Below are 24,145 nucleotides of genomic sequence, written 5' to 3'. Positions count from 1 at the left end.
TCGATGCCGGGGCCGGCACCGGGCTCATCGGCGAATGGCTTGATATTGCTGGTTATCCCCTGGTCGAGGCACTCGATATTTCACAAGGCATGCTGGACCAGGCGGCCCGCAAGGGCATCTATTCCGCGTTTCATTGTCTGGCGCTGGGCGGTCATCTGCCTTTTGACGACGATGCCTATGCCGGGATCATCTCGGCCGGCGTCTTCACCTCGGGCCATGTCGGCGTCGAGGGGCTGGACGAGCTAATCCGCATCTGCCGCCCGGGCGGCGTGATCGTGCTGACGGTCAAGAACACGCTGTGGGATGCCGGCTTTGCCACGCGCATCGCCGAGCTCGAGGCGCAAGGCCTCGTCACCCGCGTCGAGGAAACGCGCCCTTACGTCTCCATGCCGGGCGAAGCCGACACCGTGCCCAGCCGCGGTCTCGCATTGCGCGTGGCCTGACCTACGCTTTGATCCTGACGCCCGCCGGATCGTACATAGGCTCGAGGTGGATCTTGGCCGGCGTCCTCTCCATCGCAACCACCAGTTCATAGTCGCCGGAAGCGAGAAAATCATCGCTCACCCCGTCGGCGTTGCGCACATAGCCGTAGCCGATGTTCCTGCCCAGCGTGTAGCCATAACCGCCGCTGCTGAGATAACCGACCGGCTCGCCATTGCGCAGGATGGTTTCGCGGCCGAGCAGCACGATCTCGGGGTCTTCGACCGTGAAGCCGGCAAAGCGTTTCTTCAGCGCCGCGCCGCTGGTCTTCTCCAGCGCGCGCCGTCCAACGAAATCGGTGTTCTTGCGCAGCTTGACCGCCCAACCGAGCCCGGCTTCCTGTGGCGTGTCGTTGGGGGTGATGTCGGATCCCCAGGCGCGAAAGCCTTTTTCCAGCCTTAGCGATTCCAGCGCCCGATAGCCGACCGGTCGGATGTCATGCTTCTCGCCTGCCGCCATCAGTGCGTCGAAGACTTCGCCGGTGGCCGCGATCGGCACATGCAGTTCCCAGCCGAGTTCGCCGACATAGGTGACGCGCAGTGCCCGAACCGTGTGGCCGGCGATGGCAATCTCGCGCACATGGCCGAACGGGAAGCCGGCATTCGACACGTCGGCTCCGGTCGCCACCGAGAGCACGTCGCGCGCCCGGGGACCCATCAGCGACAGCGTGCCGAAATCCTCGGTGACGTCGACAAGCCTGGTGTCGAGCCCTTCGCCGATATGATCGCTGATCCATGAGAAATCATGCGTGCGGAAACCGGTGCCGGTGACGATATAGAACTTCTCTTCGGCCAGCCGCGCCACCGTCAGATCGGCCTCGATGCCGCCGCGCGTGTTGAGAAGCTGCGTATAGGTCAGCCGGCCGACCGGCTTGCTGACGTCGTTGGCGCAGATCCAGTCCAGCGCCTTCAACGCATCTGGCCCGGTCAGCTCGTATTTGGCGAAAGACGATTGATCGAAGATGCCGACCTTATCCCGCACATGCCGGTGTTCGTCGCCGACCGCCGCGAACCAGTTCTGCCGGCCCATCGAATAGATGTCCTGCGGCTCGACGCCTAGCGGTGCGAACCAGTTCGGCCGCTCCCATCCGAGCTTCGAACCGAATACGGCGCGCTGCTGTTTCAGCCGCTCGTACAGCGGCGAGACGATGCGCGGCCTCCCGCTGGCATACTCTTCATGCGGAAAGCCGATCGTATAGTGTTTGCCATAGGCCTCCAGCGTGCGGTCGCAGACCCACTGCCGGTCGCGGTGCAGGTTGGAAAAACGCCTGATGTCGACCACCCACAGGTCGAGCGGTGCCTCGCCGTCGACCACCCACTGCGCCAGCACCCAGCCGGCGCCGCCGCCCGAGGCGATGCCGAAGGCGTTGAAGCCGGCGCCGACGAACATGTTGGCGCATTCGGGCGCTGTGCCGAGAATGAAATTGCCGTCCGGCGTAAAACTCTCCGGCCCGTTGATCATCTGCTTGACGCCGACGGTTTCCAGCGCCGGCACACGCGCGATCGCTTGGCTCATGTGCTGCTCGAAATGGTCGTAGTCGTCGTCGAACAGCCTGAATTCCCAATCATTGGGAACGTCGTCGCCGGGGAGACCAGTCGCCCAGGCCTGCGGGTTAGGCTCATAGCCGCCCATCACCAGCCCGCCGACTTCCTCCTTGAAATAGGTGCGTCGGTCAGGGTCGCGGATGGTCGGCGCGTCGGTCGCCAGCCCGTCGATCTTCTCGGTGATGATGTACTGGTGCTTCACCGGCTGAAGCGGCACGTTGATGCCGGCCATGGCCCCCACTTGCCGCGCCCATTGGCCGGCGCAGTTGACCACCTTGTCGCAAGCGATGTCGCCCTTGCTGGTCTTCACCGCCGCGATGCGGCCGTCCTTCATCTCGAAGCCGGTGACGCGGACATCCTCGAACAGTTTGGCGCCATGCATGCGCGCGCCCTTGGCCAGCGACTGCGTGATGTCGGAGGGGCTCGCCTGGCCGTCGGTCGGCAGCCAGGAGGCGCCGACGAGATCGCCGGTCTCCAGCAGCGGCCACATTCTTTTCACCTCGTCCGGCGACAGCAATTGCATGTCCATGCCGAAGCTTTTTGCTGTCGTCGCCAGCCTTTTGTACTCGGTCCAGCGGTCGGCGTTGGTGGCGAGCCTGAGGCAACCGGTCATCTTCCAGCCGGTGGCGAGACCGGTCTCGGCCTCCAGTCCCTTGTAGAGGTCGACGGAGTATTTCAGCACGCGGGTGATAGACGCCGACGAGCGCAATTGCCCGACAAGGCCGGCGGCATGCCAGGTCGAACCCGAGGTCAGCTTGCCCTGCTCCAGCAGCACCACGTCAGCCTTGTGGTCGCGCGCCAGATGATAGGCCGTCGAACAGCCGATGATGCCGCCGCCGATGACGACGATGGCGGCCTGGCTCGGCAATGTCATGATTTCTGTATCCCGTATTTTGTCCGGTAGTTTTCCAGTGCCGCGTCGAGCCGGGCGAGGTTTTCCTCGGTGTAGGCGACGTAGTCGATGCCCGGCGCGTCGAGATAGAGCTCGGAGACCATGCTCCACATCGCCTCGCGCAGCAGCGAGGCGCATTGCATGGCCGCGTGCGAACGGCGGATCGCCTCGTCCGGTTCCTTCATGAAGTAGGCGGTCAGGAAGGCAAAGGATTCCTCGTCGCTCATGCCGGCGTTGGAGGCGGCGCCTGCGAGGTCGAACATCGCCGTGTTGAAGCCGGCATATTCGAAGTCGATCAGCCATAGTCTGTTGCCGTCGTCGAGAATATTGGCCGGCAACAGGTCATTGTGGCCAAAGACGATCGGCAGGAGTTTCTGCGCGCGCTCCAGTTCGTCGGCCAGTGTCAAAAGGCGCGGCAAGTCGCTGCGCTTGCGGCTGCCGCCTTCTTCAAGCGTGCGCGCATAGTCGCGAATGACATGGAACACCCAGAACATGAAGCCGGCGCCCGAGACGTGATTGGGCATCTCCCGGTGGAAGGCGCGCATCAGGGCCGCGACCCGGCCGAGATTGGCGCGCACGTCTTCCGCCAGATAGGTTTTCGCACCGAGAAATTCCGTCACCAGTATGCCTGGTTCGGCATGGCGGACGGCTGGCGCGAAACCGGCGGCATGCGCCGCCCGCGCGGTCATAACCTCGCGCTCGCGAAAGACATGGTGGAACGGATAGTCCTTGCCGAAGCGCACGACATGTCGTCCGGCCGCGTCCGTGACCACATAATTCGCGTTGCTCAGGCCGCCGGGCAGCGGTGCGATCTCGATGCCACCGGTCCAGCAGGGCAGGGCGCGGATGCGATCTTCGGCGGTCACGGAACATCCCTGGTTTGCTGGGCTTCGACAAGGCGCCGTGAACAGCGCAACGATGGCGGGAGAAACGTAAATGATCTCGTCGGTGCGGGACGCCAGGATCGGTATCCCGCACCGCACCGACGAGCCCCTTGGCCAGGTTTTTGAGCCCGGCATCCGCCCCCGCGGATCTGAAAATTCCTTGAACAGGCACGTTCCAAACGGCCTGATCGCTGAGTTGCGGCTCTGCCCCCAGTCGCAGATCTGAAGCCTGTTGATGTCTTCGATTTCACGCCAGGGCTGCCCGCTTGTCAATAAAAAGGTGTGACTTTTTTTGGGTATTTTGCCTGAAAGCATAAGGTAGTTCCTTTAAAAGCACTTGAATTACCTTAAAATCGGTCAGGAGCATCAGTTCGGGAAACCAGATGGCCCAGTCCAAACGACACGGCGAGATCCTGCGGCTCCTGCAGGAAGAGGGCACCGTCACCATCGCCAGTCTGGCCGACCGGCTGGGCGTGTCGCTCGAGACGGTGCGCCGCGACGTCAAGCCACTGACTGGTGACGGCTCTGTCCTCAAGATGCATGGCGCCATCGGCCTGCCGTCGATGATCGGCGAAGCGCCGTTCGAGCGGCGTATGCGTGAGAACGCCGACGCCAAGCGCGTCATTGCCCGCATGGTCGCCGCCACCATACGCGACGGCGAATCGATCATGCTCGACACCGGCACGACGACCTCGTTCCTTGCGCGTGAACTGCTCGGCCACCGGCGCCTGACGGTCGTCACCAATTCCTCGGATATTGCCCGCACCCTGGCCACCATCAACGGCAACAAGGTCTATATGGCGGGCGGCGAGCTGCGCAGCGATTCCGGCGCTGCTTTCGGCGCCTCGGCGATTGATTTTGTCAGTCGTTTTTCGGTCAGCCACGCCATCATTTCCACCGGCGGCGTCGACGCGGTGATGGGCGTCATGGATTTTGATCTGGATGAGGCCGAGTTCGCCCGCATGGTGCTGTCGCGCGGCCAGCGGTCCCTCGTCATCACCGATCACTCGAAATTCGGCCGTCTTGGTCTGGTCCAGGTCTGCGGCTTCGACAGCTTTTCCGAACTCGCCACCGACCGCTCGCCGCCGCACGACCTGGCTGCCGCCCTGGCCCAAGCCGGCGCGCGGCTCAGCATCGCCGGCGAGGAAGCCGGGTTCTAGCCGAACACCAGCGACTGGTGGGCGCAGACGCCCGCAAAGGTGCCACCCGATACCGCAAAGGCAATATTGTGCATCGAGCGTGCCGCGTCGCCGGCGGCGTAGACGCCGGGCACGGTCGTCTGCTGCCTGTCATCGACTGATATCACCGGGCCGAGGAGGCCTTCGGAGAAGCCGCAGCCGAGCTGTTCGGCCAGCGGGCTGGCCATGATGTTGCGCGGCGCGGTGAACATCGCCCTGACGCCGGCCTTTCGGCTATCGTCGAGGTGGACGATCAACCCGCCGGAGCCGTCTTCCCGCAGCTCGGCAACGCTGGTGGGCTCAAACCGGACCTTTCGGCTCTCCAGCGCGCGCATCTGCTCTGTGTCAGGCTCGAACAGGCCATTGCCGAACAGTGTGACATCACCCCAATCGGCGATCAGCTGTGCCTGATGCAGGGACATCGGGCCGGTTGCGAGCACGCCGACCGGCCCGCCGGAAACCTCGTAGCCATGGCAATAGGGGCAGTGCAGCACGCTCCTGCCCCAGAGCTCGGCAAGCCCGGCAACCTCCGGCAGGATATCGCGCACCCCGGTGGCCAGCACCAATCGTGCGGCACCGAATGTCTCGTCGCCATCGGTGGTGATTTCGAAATCGCTGCTGCCGGCGGCAACGGCCTTGTCGGCGCGCCCGTCGACAACCCTGGCTGTCGGGTAGGCCAGCAGCTGTCGCCTTGCGTCAGCCAGGATTGCGCCAGGCGCGCGTCCGTCCTGGCCGAGGAAGCCGTGCGAATGCTCGGCAAAGCGGTTGCGCGGCTGGCCGGCGTCGATCACCAGCACCTTGCGTCCTGCCCGCGCCACCTGGATGGCGGCGGACAGGCCGGCAAAGCTGCCGCCCACGACGGCAAGATCATACTGCATGGCTGGAGACTCCAATGAGATCAAAACGGCGGCGGAAATCGGCGGTCAGGTCGGCCAGCGTGATGCTGCTCAGCTTCTCCGCCAGCAGCCTTTCGGCGGCGATGCGAAAATCGTCGAGGACGGCGATCACCGCCTGCTCGACGAGGCAGCCGGGGCTTTCCGGCTCGGTGCTGAACAGCAGCAGCGTCTCGCCAAGGGCGACGCTGATCTCGGCCAGGGAGATTTTCTCGGGCGCCCGCCCGAGCAGCCAGCCGCCACCGTGCCCGCGCGACGAGGTGACGATGCCGGCATCGCGCAAGCCTGCGATGGTGCGGCGGACCACAACCGGATTGGTGTGGATGAAGGTGGCAAGCTGCTCGGAGGTCAGCGCCTGTTCGGGCTTCTCGGCCATGTGGACGAGAATGTGCAAGGTCGAGGACAGTCGGCTGTTACGTTTCATGTAACTTAGTTAGTTACGATTTGCGAAGCCGTCAAGTGTTCGCCGGTTGCCACTTCCCAGCATCGCGTCCGCCGTGTTTAGTCCGGCCATGGCTTTCACCATCCGCCAGTTGCAGTTCTTCATCGCCGTCGCCGAGCAAGGCACGGTTTCGGGCGCCGCGCAGAACCTGTCAATCTCGCAGTCGTCGGTCACCGAAGCGATCAAGGAGCTCGAAAGCGATCTCGGCGTCGAACTGTTCGAACGCCATCCGCGCGGCCTCAACATCACCCACAAGGGCCACCAGTTCCTGCGCCACGCGACGAAAATCCTCGCGGACGTTTCCGACGCGCGCCGCTCTTTCTCCGGCGAGCAGGCGGTGGCGGCCGGCCGGCTGCAGCTCGGCGTCACCTCGCTGGTTGCCGGTTATGTGCTGTCGGATCTGCTTGCCCGCTACCGCCGCGCCTATCCCGGTGTCGAGGTCTCGGCCATCGAGGACAATGGCGATTATCTCGAACACCTCCTGATCGGCGGCAAGCTCGACATTGCCGTCATGGTCACCTCCAATTTGCGCGACCGCACCGCGTTGCAGTCGGAAATCCTCGAAGTCTCGGCCTATCGGCTGTGGCTGCCGCTCGGTCATCCGCTCGTCGGCGCCGACATCATCAGCATTGGCGACATTGCCTCCGAAACGCTGATCATGCTGACCGTCGACGAGATCGAGGAGAATACCGGCAAGCTGCTGACGGCAATCGGCGCCAAGCCGCATGTCGCCTTCCGCACCCGTTCCGTGGAAGCCGTGCGCAGTCTCGTCGCCACCGGCGCCGGCGTGGCGCTGCTGCCCGACCTCGTCTACCGGCCCTGGTCGCTGGAAGGCGACCGCATCGAATCGCGCGATATTTCCGGCTCCTTGCCGGTGGTCCAGGTGGGCATGGTCTGGCGGCGCGGCTCCGGTCTGCCGCAGGCCGCGCGCGATTTCATCGGTCTTGCCCAGTCGCAACGGACGGTTCGCCAGCGTCCCTGAGAGATCGGCTGCCAACCTATCGGAAAAACCGATATCGCCCTTCTGATAAATGAATTTGCGAAACCGGAATTTTCAAAGCACTTTCCGGTTCAGGGACCAAGCCGCCATCAGAGCGGCATCAAGCCCAACGGACGAACTGACAGTTTTCAGTCCGCGCGTGACCCCTAGCGAAGACCGAAACCGGCCTTCGGGGCCAGGCGCCTAAATGGGAGATCGACAATGAATTCATTCCTGAAGTCATGCACTGCTCTGACGGTCGCGCTGACCTTCTCCGGTCAAGCCGTCGCCCAGGTCAAGGAACTTGGCAAGGGCGAGGGCCAGGTCAATATCGTTGCCTGGCCGGGCTACATCGAGCGCGGCGAAACCGACAAGGGCTATGACTGGGTGACCTCCTTCGAGAAGGAGACCGGCTGCAAGGTCAACGTCAAGACCGCCAACACCTCCGACGAGATGGTCTCGCTGATGAATGAGGGTGGCTTCGACCTCGTCACGGCTTCGGGCGATGCTTCGCTGCGCCTCGTTGCCGGCAAGCGCGTGCAGCCGATCAACACCGATCTCATCCCGAGCTGGAAAACGGTCGACGAGCGCCTCAAGGACGCGCCGTGGTTCACCGTTGGCGGCGCCCATTACGGCGTTCCCTACCAGTGGGGTCCGAACGTCCTGATGTACAACACCGACGTGTTCAAGGAAGCTCCCAAGAGCTGGAATGTCGTCTTCGAGGAAATGAAGCTGCCGGACAGCAAGTCCAACAAGGGCCGCGTCCAGGCCTATGACGGGCCGATCCACGTCGCGGACGCCGCCAACTATCTGATGTTCCACAAGCCGGAACTCGGCATCAAGGATCCCTACGAATTGAACGAGGACCAGTACAAGGCGGCACTCGACCTGCTGCGCGTCCAGCGCACGCTGGTCGGCCGCTACTGGCATGACGCCGCCATCCAGGTCGACGATTTCCAGAACGAGGGCGTCGTCGCTTCCGGCTCGTGGCCTTTCCAGGTCAACACGCTGGTCGCCGCCAAGAAGCCGATAGCGTCCACCATTCCGGAGGAGGGCGCGACCGGTTGGGCCGACACCACGATGATGGAAGCCGATTCGGCCAACCCCAACTGCGCCTATATGTGGATGGAACATTCGCTGTCGCCCAAGGTGCAGGGCGACGTCTCGGCCTGGTTCGGTTCGCTGCCCGTGGTGCCCGCCGCCTGCAAGGGCAATGAACTTTTGACCGACGAGGGTTGCAAGACCAACGGCTACGAGAACTTCGACAAGATCAAGTTCTGGAAGACCCCGGTGTCGAAATGCGCCACCCAGAACGACCAATGCGTGCCGTACTACCGCTGGGTGTCGGACTATATCGGCGTCATCGGCGGAAGGTGATTCCGCGCTTCGCCTGAGAGTGCAGCGCCGCCCCTCACCTTACCCTCTCCCCGTGAAGAAACGGGGAGAGGGGAGTCACCGGCCTTGGAGTGCTTCCCTTCTCCCCGTCACTATACGGGGAGAAGGTGCCGGCAGGCGGATGAGGGGCAGCGCAAACGCCCGAGCTAGAAGAACGCTGCACCGCAGCCCGAATTGATTTGCCTGACAGATCAGGACAGCCCATGACCTCCGCCGTCTCCTTCCAGAAAGCCTCGCGCCATTTCGGCAGCGTGCGCGCCGTCGACGCGGTCGATCTCGACATCGTGCCGGGCGAATTCTTCGCCATGCTCGGCCCGTCAGGTTCCGGCAAGACCACCTGCCTGCGCCTCATCGCCGGCTTCGAGCAGCCGACATCGGGCTCGATCTCGATCTTCGGCGAACGCGCCGAGGGCGTTCCGCCCTATCGCCGCAACGTCAACACCGTGTTCCAGGACTATGCGCTGTTCCCGCATCTGAACGTGCTCGACAACGTCGCCTACGGGCTGATGGTCAAGGGTGTCGGCAAGGCTCAGCGGCACAAGGCGGCGGAAGAAGCGCTGTCACTGGTGCGGCTGCCCGGCTATGGCGCCCGCCGCCCCGGCCAGCTTTCCGGCGGCCAGCGCCAGCGCGTGGCACTCGCCCGTGCGCTGGTCAACCAGCCAAAGGTGCTGTTGCTCGACGAGCCGCTCGGCGCGCTCGACCTCAAATTGCGCGAGAACATGCAGGAGGAGTTGAAGTCGCTGCAGAAGGCGCTCGGCATCACCTTTGTCTTCGTCACTCACGACCAGGGCGAAGCGCTGTCGATGGCCGACCGCGTCGCCGTCTTCAACAATGGCAAGATCATGCAGGTCGGCACGCCGGAAGATATCTACCAGCAACCGAAGACGCGCTTCGTCGCCGATTTCGTCGGCTCCTCCAACGTGCTGCCGCCGGATTTCGTCCAGCGCTATTCCGGCCAGCATCGCTGGGGCAGCCTGCGCCCTGAATCCATTCGTGTCGGCCGCGCGGCCAGCGCGGGCACAAGTGGCGAAGGCGTATCCGCCCGCCTCGTCTCGACCAACTATCTCGGCGCCACGACGAAGCTGGCGCTCGACGCCGACGGGCTGCGGCTGCACGCCATCGTGCCCGCCGGCACGGCCTTGCCTGGGGCAGGCGAGGCGGTGGTGCTCACCTTCAACCGCGAGCACCTGCATCTGATGGACGAGCCGGCATGAGCCTCGATGCCGCCATGATGCGTGCAACAGCACCCGCCATCCTGCCCGGCAGCGGCGGCTTGCGCGGCGCACTGTCGGACCTTTTCTGGCGCAAGCCGAAGGTCCTGCTGCCGCTCATGCTGCTGCCGCCGGTTCTATGGCTCGGCATCGTCTATATCGGCTCGCTGTTTGCGCTCTTGGCGCAGAGCTTTTTCTCCATCGATGAGTTTTCCGGCCTCATCAACCGTGAGTTCACGCTCAAGACCTATGGCGACCTGTTCCAGGCCGCCAATCTCGACATCATCCTGCGCACGGTGACGATGGCGGCCCTGGTCACGCTGGCCTCGGCCGTCATCGCTTTCCCCATCGCCTATTACGCGGCGCGCTATGCGCGCGGTCGCTGGAAGGCGCTGTTCTATCTCGGCATCATGCTGCCGCTGTGGTCGAGCTATCTGGTCAAGATCTACGCCTGGAAGCTGATCCTGGCCAAGGAAGGCATCCTCACCTGGCTCCTCGCCAAGCTGCATTTGTTGTGGGTTCTCGACGCATGGCTGTCGCTGCCGATTGTCGGCGGCAATTCGCTGTCGGTATCGTTCACCGGCACCTTCATCGTCTTCGTCTATGTCTGGCTGCCGTTCATGATCCTGCCGGTACAGGCGGCGCTGGAGCGCGTGCCGGGCAATCTGGTCGAGGCCTCGTCCGACCTCGGCGCCTCTCCGGGGCAGACTTTCCGCAACGTGCTGTTCCCGCTGGCGCTGCCGGGCATCGTCGCCGGGTCGATCTTCACCTTCTCGCTGACGCTCGGCGACTACATCATCCCGCAGATCATCGGCACCTCGCGCCTGTTCATCGGCCAGGCCGTCTATTCGCAGCAAGGCACCGCCGGCAACATCCCGCTCGCCGCCGCCTTCACCGTGGTGCCGATCGTCATCATGGGCTTCTACCTCTGGGGCGCCAAGCGCATGGGGGCCTTCGATGCGCTCTGATGGTTCCCAATCGGCTCCGCTCGGCCTGAAGATAGCCGCCGCCTGCGGCCTGCTGTTCCTGCATCTGCCGATCCTGCTGATCTTCGTCTACGCCTTCACCACCGAGGAGAAGAGCTTCGTCTGGCCGCCGCCAGGGCTGACCACGCAATGGTTCGCCGTGACCTGGAACCGGCCGGATGTCTGGCAGGCGCTGTCGCTATCGGTCAGGGTTGCCTCCATATCGACTGCGATTGCTTTGGTCCTCGGGACGCTCTGTTCGGCGGCGGTGTCGCGGACAAAATTCTTCGGCCGCGAAACCATCTCGCTGCTGGTCATCCTGCCGATCGCGCTGCCCGGCATCATCACCGGCATCGCGCTGCGCTCGGCCTTTTCGCTCGCCGACATTCCGTTCTCGTTCTGGACGATCGTGCTCGGCCACGCCACCTTCTGCGTCGTCGTCGTCTACAACAATGCCGTCGCCCGCTTCCGCCGCACCTCCGGATCGATGATCGAGGCCTCGATGGATCTCGGCGCCGACGGTTTTCAGACTTTTCGCCATGTCGTGCTGCCCAACATCGCCACGACACTGCTTGCCGGCGGCATGCTGGCTTTCGCGCTGTCCTTCGACGAGGTCATCGTCACCACCTTCACCGCCGGACAGCAGCAGACGCTGCCGATCTGGATGCTGGAAGAGCTGATCCGTCCGCGCCAGCGCCCGGTCACCAATGTCGTCGCCATGGTCGTCATGCTGGTGACGCTGCTGCCGATCCTTGCCGCCTATTACCTCACCCGTGACGGCGACCAGATCGCCGGAAGTGGGAAATGAAAAACAGCGAATAGGGAGTGGCGAATAGCGAATAAGGAAGATCGACGGTCAAACCCTACTCGCTTTCAGCTACTCGCTACTCGCTCCTGTTAAGGGAGAATCCAATGGACACCCAGATGCTGATCGGCTCGAAATTCGAGAAGGGCACCGAGACCGAGGAGCCGATCCTCAATCCAAAGACCGGGGCGACCATCTTCAGCCTGCCCGAGGCCAGCCAGGCGCAGATCGAGGCGGCGGTCACCGCCGCCGAACAGGCGTTCGTCTTGTGGTCGCGCACCACGCCGGCGCAGCGCTCCGGCTATTTGCTGAAGATCGCCGACCGCATCGAAACAGACGCGAAGGAGTTCGCCACGCTCGAGGCGCTCAATTGCGGCAAGCCGATCAACGCTGTGCTCAATGACGAAATCCCGGCGATCGTCGATTGCTACCGCTTCTTCGCCGGCGCCGTTCGCTCGATGCCCGGCGTCGTCGCCGGCGAATATCTGCCCGGCCACACTTCCATGGTCCGCCGCGATGCCATCGGCATCGTCGCCTCCATCGCGCCGTGGAACTACCCGCTGATGATGATGGCCTGGAAGCTGGCGCCGGCGATCGCCGGCGGCAATACCGTCGTCTTCAAACCATCCGAGCAGACACCGCTGACGGCGCTGAAGCTGGCGAAAATCCTCGCCGATATTCTGCCGGTGGGCGTGGTCAACGTCGTGCTCGGCCGCGGCGACAGCGTCGGCAACACGCTGATCAACCATCCCAAGGTCAACATGATCTCGATCACCGGCGATGTCGCAACCGGCAAGAAAGTGCTGCAGGCGGCTGCCAAGTCGGTCAAGCGCACGCATCTCGAGCTCGGCGGCAAGGCGCCGGTCATCGTCTTCGATGACGCCGACCTCGGTGCCGTGGTCAACGGCCTGCGCGCCTTCGGCTATTACAATGCCGGCCAGGACTGCACCGCCGCCTGCCGCATCTACGCCGGCAAGAAGATCTACGACAAGCTCGTCGCCGATCTGTCCTCGGCCGTCTCGACCATCAAGTACAACCGTCCCGACGACACTGAAAACGAGATTGGCCCGCTCATCTCCCGCCGCCAGCGCGACCGCGTGTCGAGCTTCGTCGAGCGGGCCTCGGAACTGAAGCACATTGAGATCACCACCGGCGGCAAGCCGGGCGAGGGTTCTGGCTTCTACTACCAGCCGACCGTCGTCGCCGGCGCGCTGCAGGAAGATGAGATTGTCCGCCGCGAAGTGTTCGGCCCGGTCGTCTCGGTTACTCGTTTTTCGGAAGTCGACGAGGCGGTGAACTGGGCCAATGACAGCGACTACGGCCTGGCGTCATCGGTATGGACCAAGGATGTCTCGCGCGCCATGGCGACGGCCGCCCGCCTGCAATATGGCTGCACCTGGATCAACACCCACTTCATGCTGACCAACGAGATGCCGCATGGCGGGCTGAAACAGTCCGGTTACGGCAAGGACATGTCGCTCTACGCGCTGGAAGACTACACCGCCGTGCGCCATGTGATGGTGGCTCACAGCTAGCGCCTTCCCTTCTCCCCGTTTTACGGGGAGAAAGTGGCCCGAAGGGCCGGATGAGGGGCAGCGCGTCCCTGGCAAAGCGGGCTCCGCCCCTCATCTGCCTGCCGGCATCTTCTCCCCGTGAAACGAGGAGAAGAATCACTACTCCACAATGCGATAAATATTCCACAGGCTGGTGCCCGACACGACATAGGGCTCGATCTCCTTGCCCCATTTGGCATGCGCGTCGATCTTGCCGATCTTGGCGAAGAACGCCTCCAGCTGGGCCAGGCTTTCGACCTGATGATGGGACTCTACCGTCGCCTCCCGCGCGCCGATCGAACCGGTCATGATCTGGAATTCCAGCTCGTCGATGCCGACCTGCGAGCCGATCTCGCGTTCCCATTTCTTCAACAGGTCGAGCACGGTCTGCTTGTGTCCGAACTTGGCGTCGATCTGCCATCTGGCGCTGAACATCGTCTTCTCCTCCAGGTTTGCGGCCCAGGCCGCGGTTGATCCACCGGCTGTTGGTCTACTCGTCCCAGGCCTGCACGACGGTCTGCCTTGCGATCCGCCCGTCCTTCAGCTCCAGCATCGCCGCGCAGAACACCTTGGTGCCGTCCGGATAGGCGCAGGCCTGGGTGAAGGCGAGACTGTCGCCGTCGGCGATGGTGGTATCGACCTTGTGGGTCATCGCGCGGCTGCAGATGTCGTCCCAGAATGTGGTGATCGCGGCGCGTCCGCGGATCTCGCGCGGCTTGCTCGGCGGGTTGTTGCGGTCGATCACCCGCACCAGCGCGTCGTCGGCATAAAAGCTCGACAGCATCTTGCCGTCACGAGTTTCGATGGCCTTCTTGATCGCCGCACCATCCACTGTTTGGGTCTTGGTCAGCATGTCATCCTCCATTGGCCCGTCTTCCGGGCGGTTTTGGTCGAAGTGCTGCCCGGCGCTTGTCGCCAGGCAGTGGTTGTTACTGCGACTTCGCCTTGACGGCCGCGAACACGTCGTCGGCCTGCTCCTTGAAGGTCGTCAGATCGACCTGGCTGCCGTTGAGCATCGTCGGCCAGTGGCGCACGATCGCGGACATCGCCACCGCCTCCTTAATCTCCTCATCGCTGGCGCCCTGCCGCTATCGCAAGCGATCTGAGTGTTTGGTTCGACGTCAGCATTTCCTCCTCCGTTCGCAGCACCTTTCCCGACGACATCCGCCTGGCCTGCATGGAGAGAATTGATAGCGCTGACCCGCCCATGGCCGCTTCGCCCGAAAGCGCCATGGCTCTCATGGCCCGTGCGGGCCAGGGTGCCTGGCCGAAAACGCCGCCGCCGCCGCCCGCGACGGCAGGTCCAGCTTGAGCAGTATGTTGGCGACATGGCGCTTGACCGTGTGTTCGCTCAGCCTCAATTCGGCGGCGATCGCGGCATTGCTCTTGCCGTCGGCGACGAGGCTCACCACCTCGCCTTCGCGCGCCGTCAATGCGGCCGGCTCGGCAACCCTGGGTTTGGGCCGGCAGGCGGGTTCCAGATGCTGTTCGGACGTCGCATGGACCAGCGCCAGCGGCTCCTCCAACTCGTCGACGCTGATGCGCCCGGCGTCGGTGAAATGCAGGCCCGACCCAGCCGCCAGATCGGCGATCAGACGCGACGCGATAATGTCGCCGGGGCCGGCATGGGCGGCCAACTGCATCGCCACCCGCGCCGTCATCCCAACGGGCGGACCGCGCATTTCGATCTCGCCGACATGCGCCCCTTGCGCGCTTGCCACGCCGATTTCTTGCGCCGCCTCGCGCAGGGCTGCCGCGCAGCGTATGGCGCGTGCCGGGCCGTCGAAGCGCGAAATCATCAACTCGCCATGCAGGCCCACAGAGCGCCCACCATGGCGTCCGACCAGCAGCCGCCAGGTTTCCTGGAAACGTTGGCTGCGTTCGCTCCACATGCGGTCGCCGAGCCGCGCCGTATTCGTAGATGCGTGTCACCAGAAGTGCCGCCAGCACGCGGTCCACTTCGCCTACGGCGCGCTCGCCGGTCAGGAATTCCTCGATCAGATCGGCCACCCCGTCGACATCGCCGGTCCAGATCGGATGGTCGCGTCCGGCAATCTCGACCAGCCGGGCGCCGGGAATCTTCTGTGCAAGGAAGCGGCTGGCATCGGGGTCGACCCGCGCATCGTTGCGGCGATGAATCACAAGCGTCGGCGCGCTGATCACGTTCAGGATGTGGCGGATGTCGACGTCGGCGTTCATGCGCGCCAGCGCCGCCGCCGCCGTCGGGCTCGCCGACAATCGTTCGAAACGTGCCCACCACTGGGCGAAATGCGCGTCGTCGACCCGGCTCGGCGCGAAATGGGGCAGAGTGGCGCCGGTGCCCCAGGCTGTCTCCGCCATCTCGATGAAAGCGTCGAGGCGTTCGGGCGACATCACCCATTTGTGGAAATGCGCATAGCCGCCATAGAGCGCCAGCGCCCGCGTCCGCTCCGGATAGGTGGCGGCGAACAGCATCGCCATCGGCGCGCCTTCGGAGGAGCCGAGCAGGGCTGCACGGCCGCTGCCGGCGGCGTCCATAACTGCGCGCACATCGTCCATCCGCGTTTCGAGACTGGGCAGGTTATGCGCGTCGACGCGGTCGGACAGACCCGTGCCGCGCTTGTCGAACAGGATCAGCCGCGAGAATGCCGAAAGCCGCTTCAAGAGCCTGGTATAGCCCTCGTCTTCCCAGTGCAGGTCGAGGTTGGAAATGAAGCCCAGCACGAAGACCAGATCGAGCGATCCCTGCCCGACCACCTGATAGGCGATCCTCATATCGCCGCTACGGGCGTATCGCGTCTCGATCGGCCTCACGAGATTTCCACCCCGGCCTGACGATTTCTGGTCGTCAAACCATAGCAGAACAGCGCGGATGCGGCAGCTTAAACTTTAGCGCTGGCGAATGTAAGCCGGCGCGGCTTGGCGATTATTCCTGCGAGGCGGCGACGTCGGCAGGGGAGGGCTCGAGTCCGAGTTTGAGGTCGGCCGCAGCCGGCGTGATCGGCCGCCTGATCCTGGCGGAGGCGGCCACCACCAACTCGTTGAAGTTCCCGGTGCCGTCGTCCAGCATTTCGAAGAACTGCCGCCGCATCCTCGGCTCCCAGAACTTGTTGATGTGCTCGGCGACGCCGGCAATGCCTTCCTCGCGCGGCTTGGAATGGAAGAAATCGGCGATCTGGTTTGCCATGCGCACCAGCTTCTCGGCGGTGCTCATAATGTGTTCTTCGTCATGCGACATGCTTGGCAACTCCGCAAACCACCCGGTCGGGGTGGGTGAAAATATCAAAATCGTCGCCGCGAACCAGCGCCACCAGCGTCATGCCAGCCTCTTGCGCCGTGCGGATGGCAAGGGCGGTCGGCGCCGAGACGGCGATGATGAAGGCCGAGCCGATAGAAGCCGTCTTCTGCACCATTTCGACCGACACCCTGGATGTCACCACGACGGCACCGGATGCGCCATCGATGTCGGCCTTGGCCAGCGCACCGGCCAGCTTGTCGAGCGCATTGTGACGGCCGACATCTTCGCGCGCCATGACGATGCCCTTGCCAGGCATATAGAAACCGGCGGCGTGTACCGCTCCGGTCTCGGTGTGCAGCGGCTGCACTTTGGACAAAAGCTTGACCGAACGGGCGATGTCGTCGGCATCAAGCGTAAGGCTTGAGGCACCAACCGCATCGACCGAGCGCATTGCTTCCTCGATCGATTCGATGCCGCAAAGCCCGCAGCCGACCGGGCCGGCGAGCCTTCGCCGCCGCGCTTCGAAACGTGTGTCGGCTCGGTCCTTCAGGCGGATCTGAATGTCGATGCCGGCGCCATGGTCCTCGACCTCGATCGCTTCGATCTCTTCCGGCGCAGCCACAATGCCTTCGGTCAGCGAGAAGCCAAGCGCGAAATCCTCGAAATCGGCCGGGCTTGCCATCATCACCGCATGCGTGGTGCCGGCGAAGGAGAACGCCACCGGCGTCTCTTCCGGCACCATCCGGTTGGCAGCCGTCGTCCCAACCGCGCGGTGCGCCAGCCGCGATACCTGCGTCGTGGCTTTGCGGCGCGCGCTCAAGACTACTCCGCCGCCTGCAAAGACGCGATGCGCCGGCTCTGCTTGGCTTGCTCGTCATAGTCGCGCTGCCATTCCGACGGTCCGTTGGAGGCGCCGACCTGCACCGCCGTCACCTTGTATTCCGGACAATTGGTCGCCCAGTCGGAGAAGTCGGTGGTGATGACGTTGGCCTGCGTGTCCGGATGATGGAACGTCGTGTAGACCACGCCGGGCGACACCCGGTCGGTGATCAGCGCGCGCAGCGTCGTCTCGCCCGAGCGGCTGGTCAGCCGAACCCAGTCGCCGTCGCGCAAGCCCCGGTTCTCGGCATCGTGCGGATGGATCTCAAGCCGGTCCTCCGAGTGCCACATGCTGTTGTCGGTGCGCCTGGTCTGCGCGCCGACATTGTACTGCGACAGGATGCGGCCGGTGGTGAGCAGCAGCGGGAAGCGCGGTCCCGTCCTTTCGTCCGTCGCCACATATTCGGTCCGGATGAACTTGCCCTTGCCGCGCACGAACCCGTCAATATGCATGATCGGGGTGCCGAGCGGCGCCTTCTCGTTGCAGGGCCATTGCACGGATCCGACACGGTCGAGCAACTCGAAGGAGACGCCGGCGAAGCTCGGCGTGGTCATCGCGATCTCGTCCATGATCTCGGAGGGGTGCTGGTAGTTCCAGTCCAGCCCGATCGCACGGGCAAGCTCCTGCGTCGCCTCCCAATCGGCGTAGCGCGCCTTCGGCTCAAGAACCTTGCGCACCATGTTGATGCGGCGCTCGGCGTTGGTGAAGGTGCCGTCCTTCTCCAGGAAGGTCGAGCCCGGCAGGAAGACATGCGCGTAGTTCGCCGTCTCGTTGAGGAACAGGTCATGCACGACGACGCATTCCATCGCGGCAAGGCCGGCGGCGACATGCTTGGTGTCGGGATCGGACTGCAGAATGTCCTCGCCCTGGATGTAGATGCCCTTGAAGCTGCCGTCGACGGCGGCGTCGAGCATGTTGGGGATGCGCAGGCCGGGTTCGTCGTCCAGCTTCACGCCCCACAAGGTCTCATAGATATCGCGCACGGCTTCGCCGGAGATGTGGCGATAGCCCGGCAGTTCGTGCGGGAAGGAGCCCATGTCGCAGGAGCCCTGCACGTTGTTCTGGCCGCGCAGTGGGTTCACGCCGACGCCGGGCCGGCCGATATTGCCGGTGGCCATGGCGAGATTGGCGATTGCCATCACAGTGGTCGAGCCCTGGCTGTGTTCCGTCACGCCGAGGCCGTAATAGATCGCACCGTTGCCGCCGGTGGCGTAGAGGCGGGCGGCACCGCGGATCAGTTCGGGATCGACGCCGGACAATTTGCCGACGGTTTCGGGGCTGTTTTCCGGCAACGCGACGAACGATGCCCAATCCTGGAACTCCGTCCAGTCGCAGCGTTCGCGGATGAAGGCTTCGTCGAACAGGCCCTCGGTGACGATGACATGCGCCAGCGCCGTCAGCACGGCCACATTGGTGCCGGGCTTCAGCGGCAGGTGATAATCCGCTTCGATATGGGCCGATTTGACCATCTCGGTGCGGCGCGGATCGAGCACGATCAGCTTGGCGCCCTGGCGCAGCCGCTTCTTCAGCCGCGAGGCGAACACCGGGTGAGCGGAAGCCGGATTGGCGCCGATGATGACGGCGACGTCGGTGAAGTCGACGGAATCGAAATCCTGCGTGCCGGCCGAGGTGCCATAGGTCTGGCCGAGCCCGTAGCCCGTCGGCGAATGGCAGACGCGTGCGCAGGTGTCGACATTGTTGTTGCGGAAACCCTGCCGCACCATCTTCTGGACGAGGTAGGTTTCCTCGTTGGTGCAGCGCGACGAGGTGATGCCGCCGATCGAGGTGCGTCCATACTGGTACTGGATACGGCGGAATTCCTTGGCCGTATGGGCGATCGCCTCTTCCCAGCTCACCTCGCGCCACGGGTCGGTGACCTTTTCGCGGATCATCGGCGACAGGATGCGGTCCTTGTGGGTGGCATAGCCATAGGCGAAACGGCCCTTGACGCAGGAATGGCCGTGGTTCGCCTTCCCCTCCTTATAGGGCATCATGCGAACGACTTCGTCACCCTTCACCTCGGCCTTGAACGAGCAGCCGACGCCGCAATAAGCGCAGGTGGTGACGGCGGAGCGCTCCGGCAGGCCCTTGGCAAGCACCGTCTTCTCGCGCAGCGCATCGGTCGGACAGGCCTGCACGCAGGCGCCGCAGGACACGCATTCCGAATCGATGAACGCCTCGTGCATCCCCGCCGAAACCCGGGATTCGAAGCCCCGTCCCTCGATGGTCAGCGCGAAGGTGCCCTGCACCTCTTCGCAGGCCCGCACGCAGCGCGAGCAGACGATGCATTGCGAGGCATCATAGGTGAAATAGGGGTTGGATTCATCGCGGGCGATGTAGTCGACCGCCAGCGAGCCATGGCCGGGCGCCACGCCACCTTCCGGCTTGACGTGGTTGCGGCCTTCGATGCCGTAGCGGTTCTCGGTCAGGCCGATCGACTTCGCCACCGCATCGAACTCGCTCGCGCCGGTTCCGGCCTGTTCGTTCCAGCCGGTCGGATGATCGGAGACGTAGAGCTCCATGACGCCGCGGCGAATGGCGTCAAGCCGCTCGGTCTGCGTGCGCACGATCATGCCTTCGCCGACGGGCGTCGTGCACGATGCCGGCGTGCCGCCGCGTCCTTCGATCTCGACAAGGCAGACACGGCACGAACCGAAGGAGTCCAGCATGTCGGTGGCGCAAAGCTTCGGGATCTCGACCCCGCCTTCCATCGCGGCACGCATGATCGAGGTGCCTTCCGGCACGGTGATGCTGCGACCGTCGACGTTCAGCGTGACCTGCTTCTGCGCCTTCGATTGCGGGGTTCCGTAGTCGATCTCTTCGACGAGGGAGGGGAAGTCGGCCTTGATGTTCATCTGCCAGCTCCTATTCGGCAGCCACGCGCACGGGCGCGGGCTTGAAGTCGTCGGGGAAATGGGTAATCGAGCTCATCACGGGATAGGGCGTGAAGCCGCCCAGCGCGCAGAGCGAACCGAACTTCATCGTGTTGCAGAGGTCGGTGACCAGAGCGAGGTTCTTCTCCGGCTCGATGCCCGCGACTATTCTGTCGATGGTCTCGACACCGCGCGTCGAGCCGATGCGGCAGGGCGTGCATTTGCCGCAGCTTTCGATGGCGCAGAATTCCATGGCAAAGCGCGCCTGTTTCAGCATGTCGGCGGTGTCGTCGAACACCACGATGCCGGCGTGGCCGATCAGCCCGTCCTTGGCCGCGAAGGCTTCATAATCGAACGGCGTGTCGAACAGCGCGCGCGGGAAATAGGCGCCGAGCGGCCCGCCGACCTGCACCGCCTTGACCGGACGTCCCGTGGCCGTACCGCCGCCGATATCGTCGATGATTTCGCCCAGCGTCATGCCGAAAGCGGCTTCGAACAGGCCGGCATATTTGACGTTGCCGGCGATCTGGATCGGGATCGTGCCGCGCGAGCGGCCCATGCCGAAATCCTTGTAGAAGGCCGCACCCTTGTCCATGATGACAGGCACCGAGGCCAGCGAGATGACATTGTTGATCACCGTCGGCTTGCCGAAAAGCCCCTTATGCGCCGGCAGCGGCGGCTTTGCGCGCACCATGCCGCGCTTGCCCTCGAGCGAATCGAGCAGCGCCGTCTCCTCCCCGCAGACATAGGCTCCGGCGCCGACCCGGATCTCCATGTCGAACGCGTAAGGTGAACCCAGCACGCTGGCGCCAAGAACGCCGGCCTTGCGGGCGACCTCGACGGCCTTGTTCATCACCGCCACCGCATGCGGATATTCCGAGCGGACATAGACAAAGCCCTTGGTCGCGCCCGTGGCTATACCGGCGATCGTCATGCCTTCGATCAGCACAAACGGATCGCCCTCCATGATCATGCGGTCGGCGAAGGTGCCTGAATCGCCTTCGTCGGCGTTGCAGACGATGTATTTGCGGTCGCCTGCGGTATCGAGCACCGTTTTCCACTTGATGCCGGTCGGGAAGCCGGCGCCGCCGCGCCCGCGCAGGCCCGATTCGGTAACCTGGGCGACGATGTCGGCAGGCGTCAGCGCCAGCGCGTTCGTCAGTCCGTTCAACCCGCCATGCTTCTTGTAGGATTCGAGCGAAAGCGGATCCGTGACGCCGCAGCGCGCGAAGGTCAGCCGCGTCTGCTTGGCGAAGAAGGGGATCTTGTCCGGTGAGCCCAGCCAGCGCTTGTGATGGCCGCCGGTGAGGAAGCCGCCGTCGAACAGGCTTTTGACGTCGGACGGCTTTACCGGCCCATAGGCGACGCGGCCGTTCGCTGTCGCAACTTCGACCATTGGTTCGAGGAAATAGGCGCCGCGCGACCCGTTGCGCACGATCTTGGCTTCGATGCCGCGCTCGGCGAGCTCGCCGGCGATCGCCTTGGCGACCTTTTCGGCGCCCAGCGCCAGTGCGCCGGAATCGCCGGGAATGTAGATACGCGGGATCATGAGCGCACCTCTGCAACGATCTCGTCGAGCTTCTCGTCATTGAGTCGCCCGATCACCTCGCCATCCAGCATTGCGGCGGGCGAACAAGCGCAAAGGCCCAGACAATAGACCGGCTCCAGCGTCACCGAACCGTCGCGGGTCGTCTCATGGAAGCCGATGCCCAGCAATTGCTTCAGCTTGGCGGCGATGGCGTCCGAACCCATCGACTGGCAGGATTCCGCCTGGCAGAGCTTCAGCACATGCCGGCCTGCCGGGTGGCTGCGGTAATCATGATAGAAGCTGACGACGCCGTGCACCTCGGCCCTAGAAATGTTCAGCGCCTCGGCGATGACCGGCAGCGCATCCTTGGGCACATGGCCGAACTCTTCCTGGATGCCGTGAAGGATCGGCAGCAATGGGCCTTCGAGACCCTTCATCTCCTGGATGATCGCGGCCGTGCGCGATGTAATCTCGGTACTTGCAGGATGCATTGTCATGCAGCGCCCTCCCTATCATAGCGACCCATACATATCGGCCAAGAGCATCAAGCTGTTTGGAACAACGACATGCGCGTGCCGCTTTATCGCTAAGTGCTTAAGAAACCAGAGAAAACCTCTGAAATCAATAAAGCGGTTTCGTTATACGATAGAAATTTTCTATCGTTCCGTTTGACTAACTCTGTCTAGCGGAACGGTTTGCGTGGAAATCGGCCGCCAGCGCCATTGCCTCGTCCAGCAGCGCCGAGACCAAAGGTGTGTGCGGTTCGCGCGGTGTCGCCACCAGGCCGACCGTGTGGCTGGCATCCGGCTCGACAATCGGAATGGCCCGGATCGGCTCGGAAAAGCCGAATGTTTCCGCAAGGTTGAGCGGCATGATCGACGACCATTTGCCGGTGCGGATGTGCGAAAACAGCACGATCATCGAATTGGATTCCAGCGTCGGTCGCACCTGCACGCCGGCTTCGGCCAGATGCTGATCGATGATGCGGCGGTTCTGCATGTCTGGCGTCAACAGGCACAGCGGCAGGCTTGAGAGCTCTGCCCATGTCACTTTGTCGCGGTCGGAATAGGGATTTCCCATCGCGGTGATCAGTTGGTAGCGCTCGTCATAGAGCGGCACGCTGGTCACCCGCCCCAGCGGCTCGTTGTCAAGATAGGTGATGCCGGCATCGATGTCGAAATTGCCGAGCAGCGACAGCACCTCGATCGAGGTCCGCGACAGCACCGAAAAGGTGACGCCTGGATGCTTTTCGCGAAACGGCGTCGTCAGCCGCGGCAGCATGGCGAGCGCCGTCGGGATGGCGGCGATGCGGATACGGCCCGAAAGTCCGTGGCGCGCCGCGCGCATTTCCTCGCGCATGGTCCTGGTGTCGCCGACGATGCGGCGTGCCCACACCAGCACCTGTTTTCCCTCCGGCGTCAGCCCCTGGAAGCGTGAGCCGCGCAGGACCAGCATGACGCCAAGCTGGCCCTCCAACTGCTTGATGCCGGCCGAGAGCGTCGGCTGGGTGACGCCGCATACCTCCGCCGCTCGGCCGAAATGCTCCTCCCTGGCGAGCGCGATGAAGAATTCCAGCTTGTCGATCATGCGATCTTTCCGGTGGTTCGCTGCAAGGTCGGGGAAATCGCGCCTCGCCGCAAGCGCGATGCACAATTGCCCTGCATCCACACCTTTAAGCCGGCTACCTGTTTCCCGCGGCGCGATGCGGCGCTATGTGGATGAAACTGGGAGATCGACCATGCTGGGCTGGTTCCGCAAGCTTTTGCCGCGCGAAGATCGCTTCTTCGACCTGTTCGAACGACATTCGCGCACCGTGGTCGGCGGCGCCGAGGCGCTGGAGCAGCTTCTCCAGGGCAGGGACATCGACCTCTGGTGCCAGAAAATCGTCGATCTCGAAGATGAGGCCGACCACATCACCGCGGAAGTCCTGCTGGCGGTGCGGCGCTCCTTCATCACGCCTTTCGATCGCGGCGACATCAAGGACCTGATCCAGTCGATGGATGATGCCATCGATATGATGCACAAGACGGTCAAGACGGTGAAGCTGTTCGAGCGCAAGGAATTCGATCCGCTGATGCAGGAAATGGGTGGCGTCATCGTCGCCGCCGCCAAGCTGGTGGCCGAGGCGATCCCGCTGCTCAACAAGGTCGCGACGCACACGGTGCGCCTCAACGCCATCGCCGAAGAGGTGATGCGCGTCGAAAGCCGGGCCGACGACCTGCACGAGCAAGGGCTGAAGGATCTCTTCAGGAAGCACGGTAGCAGCGATCCGATGGCGTACATGATCGGCAGCGAGATTTATGGCCAACTGGAAAAAGTGGTCGACCGCTTCGAGGACGTCGCCAACGAGATCAGCGGCATCGTCATTGAGAATGTCTAGGTGATGGAAGCCACCATTGCCTTTCCCGTGCTGGTCGGCCTCGTCG

Annotated in this window: 22 protein-coding genes and 2 pseudogenes; 9 read left to right on the top strand and 15 right to left on the bottom strand. The window is 63.7% G+C overall.

Annotated elements, in window-relative coordinates:
• Nucleotides 1-443 (top strand): class I SAM-dependent methyltransferase (locus EOB49_RS25555; RefSeq protein ID WP_164781805.1); only part of this gene is annotated, 443 nt, incomplete at its 5' end.
• 1 nt (nt 444) lies between these two features.
• Here EOB49_RS25555 and EOB49_RS25550 read toward each other — a convergent pair.
• A complete protein-coding gene (locus EOB49_RS25550) occupies nt 445-2,898 on the bottom strand; it encodes an FAD-dependent oxidoreductase (protein WP_127382605.1) in 2,454 nt (817 codons plus the stop codon).
• Nucleotides 2,895-3,782, bottom strand: coding sequence for a phosphotransferase family protein (locus EOB49_RS25545; protein WP_127382604.1), 888 nt, complete (start codon nt 3,780-3,782; stop codon nt 2,895-2,897). Before EOB49_RS25545 ends, EOB49_RS25550 begins: the two co-directional genes overlap by 4 nt.
• Nucleotides 3,783-4,183: 401 nt before the next feature.
• Here EOB49_RS25545 and EOB49_RS25540 point away from each other — a divergent pair, with 401 nt between their 5' ends.
• On the top strand, nt 4,184-4,960 hold the full coding sequence (locus EOB49_RS25540; protein ID WP_027039687.1) for a DeoR/GlpR family DNA-binding transcription regulator: 777 nt from the start codon (nt 4,184-4,186) through the stop codon (nt 4,958-4,960).
• Here the strand turns inward: EOB49_RS25540 and EOB49_RS25535 are convergent.
• Together EOB49_RS25535 and EOB49_RS25530 are read right to left on the bottom strand one after the other, a co-directional pair.
• A complete protein-coding gene (locus tag EOB49_RS25535) occupies nt 4,957-5,856 on the bottom strand; it encodes an NAD(P)/FAD-dependent oxidoreductase (RefSeq protein WP_127382603.1) in 900 nt (299 codons plus the stop codon). The two genes, EOB49_RS25540 and EOB49_RS25535, sit on opposite strands and share 4 nt — an antisense overlap.
• Nucleotides 5,846-6,295 (bottom strand): Rrf2 family transcriptional regulator, encoded by a 450-nt coding sequence (locus tag EOB49_RS25530; protein WP_127382602.1) that lies wholly within the window; start codon nt 6,293-6,295, stop codon nt 5,846-5,848. Before EOB49_RS25530 ends, EOB49_RS25535 begins: the two co-directional genes overlap by 11 nt.
• A gap of 88 nt (nt 6,296-6,383) precedes the next feature.
• Between EOB49_RS25530 and EOB49_RS25525 the strand changes: the two genes are divergently transcribed.
• The 6 genes from EOB49_RS25525 (at nt 6,384) to EOB49_RS25495 (ending at nt 13,203) form a co-directional block, all read left to right on the top strand.
• On the top strand, nt 6,384-7,295 hold the full coding sequence (locus EOB49_RS25525) for a LysR substrate-binding domain-containing protein (protein WP_013528025.1): 912 nt from the start codon (nt 6,384-6,386) through the stop codon (nt 7,293-7,295).
• A 219-nt stretch (nt 7,296-7,514) separates the two neighbouring features.
• On the top strand, nt 7,515-8,669 hold the full coding sequence (locus tag EOB49_RS25520; RefSeq protein WP_127382601.1) for an ABC transporter substrate-binding protein: 1,155 nt from the start codon (nt 7,515-7,517) through the stop codon (nt 8,667-8,669).
• Nucleotides 8,670-8,890: 221 nt separating this feature from the next.
• Nucleotides 8,891-9,901, top strand: a complete 1,011-nt coding sequence (locus EOB49_RS25510; RefSeq protein WP_127382599.1) for an ABC transporter ATP-binding protein — start codon at nt 8,891-8,893, stop codon at nt 9,899-9,901.
• Between the two features lie 14 nt (nt 9,902-9,915).
• Nucleotides 9,916-10,866, top strand: coding sequence for an ABC transporter permease (locus EOB49_RS25505; protein WP_206526144.1), 951 nt, complete (start codon nt 9,916-9,918; stop codon nt 10,864-10,866).
• A complete protein-coding gene (locus EOB49_RS25500; protein ID WP_127382597.1) occupies nt 10,856-11,671 on the top strand; it encodes an ABC transporter permease in 816 nt (271 codons plus the stop codon). Before EOB49_RS25505 ends, EOB49_RS25500 begins: the two co-directional genes overlap by 11 nt.
• A 104-nt stretch (nt 11,672-11,775) precedes the next feature.
• Complete coding sequence (locus EOB49_RS25495; protein WP_127382596.1) at nt 11,776-13,203, top strand: gamma-aminobutyraldehyde dehydrogenase; 1,428 nt, start codon at nt 11,776-11,778, stop codon at nt 13,201-13,203.
• Nucleotides 13,204-13,341: 138 nt separating this feature from the next.
• Here EOB49_RS25495 and EOB49_RS25490 read toward each other — a convergent pair whose 3' ends face one another.
• The 11 genes and pseudogenes from EOB49_RS25490 to EOB49_RS25445 all read right to left on the bottom strand — a co-directional run bounded on the left by EOB49_RS25490 (nt 13,342) and on the right by EOB49_RS25445 (nt 23,306).
• On the bottom strand, nt 13,342-13,656 hold the full coding sequence (locus EOB49_RS25490) for a hypothetical protein (protein WP_127267881.1): 315 nt from the start codon (nt 13,654-13,656) through the stop codon (nt 13,342-13,344).
• Between the two features lie 55 nt (nt 13,657-13,711).
• Complete coding sequence (locus tag EOB49_RS25485) at nt 13,712-14,074, bottom strand: nuclear transport factor 2 family protein (RefSeq protein ID WP_023811681.1); 363 nt, start codon at nt 14,072-14,074, stop codon at nt 13,712-13,714.
• 76 nt (nt 14,075-14,150) lie between these two features.
• A pseudogene (locus EOB49_RS25480) lies at nt 14,151-14,303 on the bottom strand (carboxymuconolactone decarboxylase family protein); the annotation flags it as partial.
• A gap of 156 nt (nt 14,304-14,459) precedes the next feature.
• Nucleotides 14,460-15,113 (bottom strand): LuxR C-terminal-related transcriptional regulator, encoded by a 654-nt coding sequence (locus EOB49_RS37975; protein WP_245472837.1) that lies wholly within the window; start codon nt 15,111-15,113, stop codon nt 14,460-14,462.
• Nucleotides 15,114-15,318: 205 nt separating this feature from the next.
• Nucleotides 15,319-15,975 (bottom strand): annotated as a pseudogene (locus EOB49_RS37970) (alpha/beta hydrolase); the annotation flags it as partial.
• Nucleotides 15,976-16,126: 151 nt separating this feature from the next.
• Nucleotides 16,127-16,438 carry a formate dehydrogenase subunit delta gene (locus EOB49_RS25470; RefSeq protein ID WP_023811684.1) on the bottom strand — a complete coding sequence of 104 codons (312 nt, stop codon included), beginning with the start codon at nt 16,436-16,438 and terminating at the stop codon, nt 16,127-16,129.
• Complete coding sequence (gene fdhD, locus EOB49_RS25465; protein WP_127382595.1) at nt 16,428-17,258, bottom strand: formate dehydrogenase accessory sulfurtransferase FdhD; 831 nt, start codon at nt 17,256-17,258, stop codon at nt 16,428-16,430. Before fdhD ends, EOB49_RS25470 begins: the two co-directional genes overlap by 11 nt.
• A gap of 2 nt (nt 17,259-17,260) precedes the next feature.
• A complete protein-coding gene (gene fdhF, locus EOB49_RS25460; protein ID WP_127330691.1) occupies nt 17,261-20,173 on the bottom strand; it encodes a formate dehydrogenase subunit alpha in 2,913 nt (970 codons plus the stop codon).
• 10 nt (nt 20,174-20,183) lie between these two features.
• On the bottom strand, nt 20,184-21,740 hold the full coding sequence (locus tag EOB49_RS25455; protein WP_127330693.1) for an NADH-quinone oxidoreductase subunit NuoF: 1,557 nt from the start codon (nt 21,738-21,740) through the stop codon (nt 20,184-20,186).
• A complete protein-coding gene (locus EOB49_RS25450; protein WP_127382594.1) occupies nt 21,737-22,216 on the bottom strand; it encodes a formate dehydrogenase subunit gamma in 480 nt (159 codons plus the stop codon). Before EOB49_RS25450 ends, EOB49_RS25455 begins: the two co-directional genes overlap by 4 nt.
• Before the next feature lie 175 nt (nt 22,217-22,391).
• On the bottom strand, nt 22,392-23,306 hold the full coding sequence (locus EOB49_RS25445; protein ID WP_127382593.1) for a LysR family transcriptional regulator: 915 nt from the start codon (nt 23,304-23,306) through the stop codon (nt 22,392-22,394).
• Between the two features lie 151 nt (nt 23,307-23,457).
• On the opposite strand from EOB49_RS25445, the gene EOB49_RS25440 reads away from it, so the two are divergent.
• Nucleotides 23,458-24,099, top strand: coding sequence for a DUF47 domain-containing protein (locus tag EOB49_RS25440; RefSeq protein ID WP_127267007.1), 642 nt, complete (start codon nt 23,458-23,460; stop codon nt 24,097-24,099).
• Nucleotides 24,100-24,145: the final 46 nt, after the last annotated feature.

Source organism: Mesorhizobium sp. M7A.F.Ca.MR.148.00.0.0, from assembly GCF_003997735.1.
GTDB lineage: Bacteria > Pseudomonadota > Alphaproteobacteria > Rhizobiales > Rhizobiaceae > Mesorhizobium.
The sequence above is the reverse complement of the archived record's forward strand: the minus strand, read 5'-3'. Positions and strand labels throughout refer to the sequence as shown.

Bases quoted from the DNA above. Each gene is read 5' to 3' on its own strand.
- EOB49_RS25550 (WP_127382605.1), bottom strand. From the start codon at position 2,898: ATGACATTGCCGAGCCAGGCCGCCATCGTCGTCATCGGCGGCGGCATC.
- EOB49_RS25540 (WP_027039687.1), top strand. From the start codon at position 4,184: ATGGCCCAGTCCAAACGACACGGCGAGATCCTGCGGCTCCTGCAGGAA.
- EOB49_RS25535 (WP_127382603.1), bottom strand. From the start codon at position 5,856: ATGCAGTATGATCTTGCCGTCGTGGGCGGCAGCTTTGCCGGCCTGTCC.
- EOB49_RS25530 (WP_127382602.1), bottom strand. From the start codon at position 6,295: ATGAAACGTAACAGCCGACTGTCCTCGACCTTGCACATTCTCGTCCAC.
- EOB49_RS25525 (WP_013528025.1), top strand. From the start codon at position 6,384: ATGGCTTTCACCATCCGCCAGTTGCAGTTCTTCATCGCCGTCGCCGAG.
- EOB49_RS25520 (WP_127382601.1), top strand. From the start codon at position 7,515: ATGAATTCATTCCTGAAGTCATGCACTGCTCTGACGGTCGCGCTGACC.
- EOB49_RS25510 (WP_127382599.1), top strand. From the start codon at position 8,891: ATGACCTCCGCCGTCTCCTTCCAGAAAGCCTCGCGCCATTTCGGCAGC.
- EOB49_RS25505 (WP_206526144.1), top strand. From the start codon at position 9,916: ATGATGCGTGCAACAGCACCCGCCATCCTGCCCGGCAGCGGCGGCTTG.
- EOB49_RS25500 (WP_127382597.1), top strand. From the start codon at position 10,856: ATGCGCTCTGATGGTTCCCAATCGGCTCCGCTCGGCCTGAAGATAGCC.
- EOB49_RS25495 (WP_127382596.1), top strand. From the start codon at position 11,776: ATGGACACCCAGATGCTGATCGGCTCGAAATTCGAGAAGGGCACCGAG.
- EOB49_RS25490 (WP_127267881.1), bottom strand. From the start codon at position 13,656: ATGTTCAGCGCCAGATGGCAGATCGACGCCAAGTTCGGACACAAGCAG.
- EOB49_RS25485 (WP_023811681.1), bottom strand. From the start codon at position 14,074: ATGCTGACCAAGACCCAAACAGTGGATGGTGCGGCGATCAAGAAGGCC.
- EOB49_RS37975 (WP_245472837.1), bottom strand. From the start codon at position 15,113: ATGTGGAGCGAACGCAGCCAACGTTTCCAGGAAACCTGGCGGCTGCTG.
- EOB49_RS25470 (WP_023811684.1), bottom strand. From the start codon at position 16,438: ATGTCGCATGACGAAGAACACATTATGAGCACCGCCGAGAAGCTGGTG.
- fdhF (WP_127330691.1), bottom strand. From the start codon at position 20,173: ATGAACATCAAGGCCGACTTCCCCTCCCTCGTCGAAGAGATCGACTAC.
- EOB49_RS25455 (WP_127330693.1), bottom strand. From the start codon at position 21,740: ATGATCCCGCGTATCTACATTCCCGGCGATTCCGGCGCACTGGCGCTG.
- EOB49_RS25450 (WP_127382594.1), bottom strand. From the start codon at position 22,216: ATGACAATGCATCCTGCAAGTACCGAGATTACATCGCGCACGGCCGCG.
- EOB49_RS25445 (WP_127382593.1), bottom strand. From the start codon at position 23,306: ATGATCGACAAGCTGGAATTCTTCATCGCGCTCGCCAGGGAGGAGCAT.
- EOB49_RS25440 (WP_127267007.1), top strand. From the start codon at position 23,458: ATGCTGGGCTGGTTCCGCAAGCTTTTGCCGCGCGAAGATCGCTTCTTC.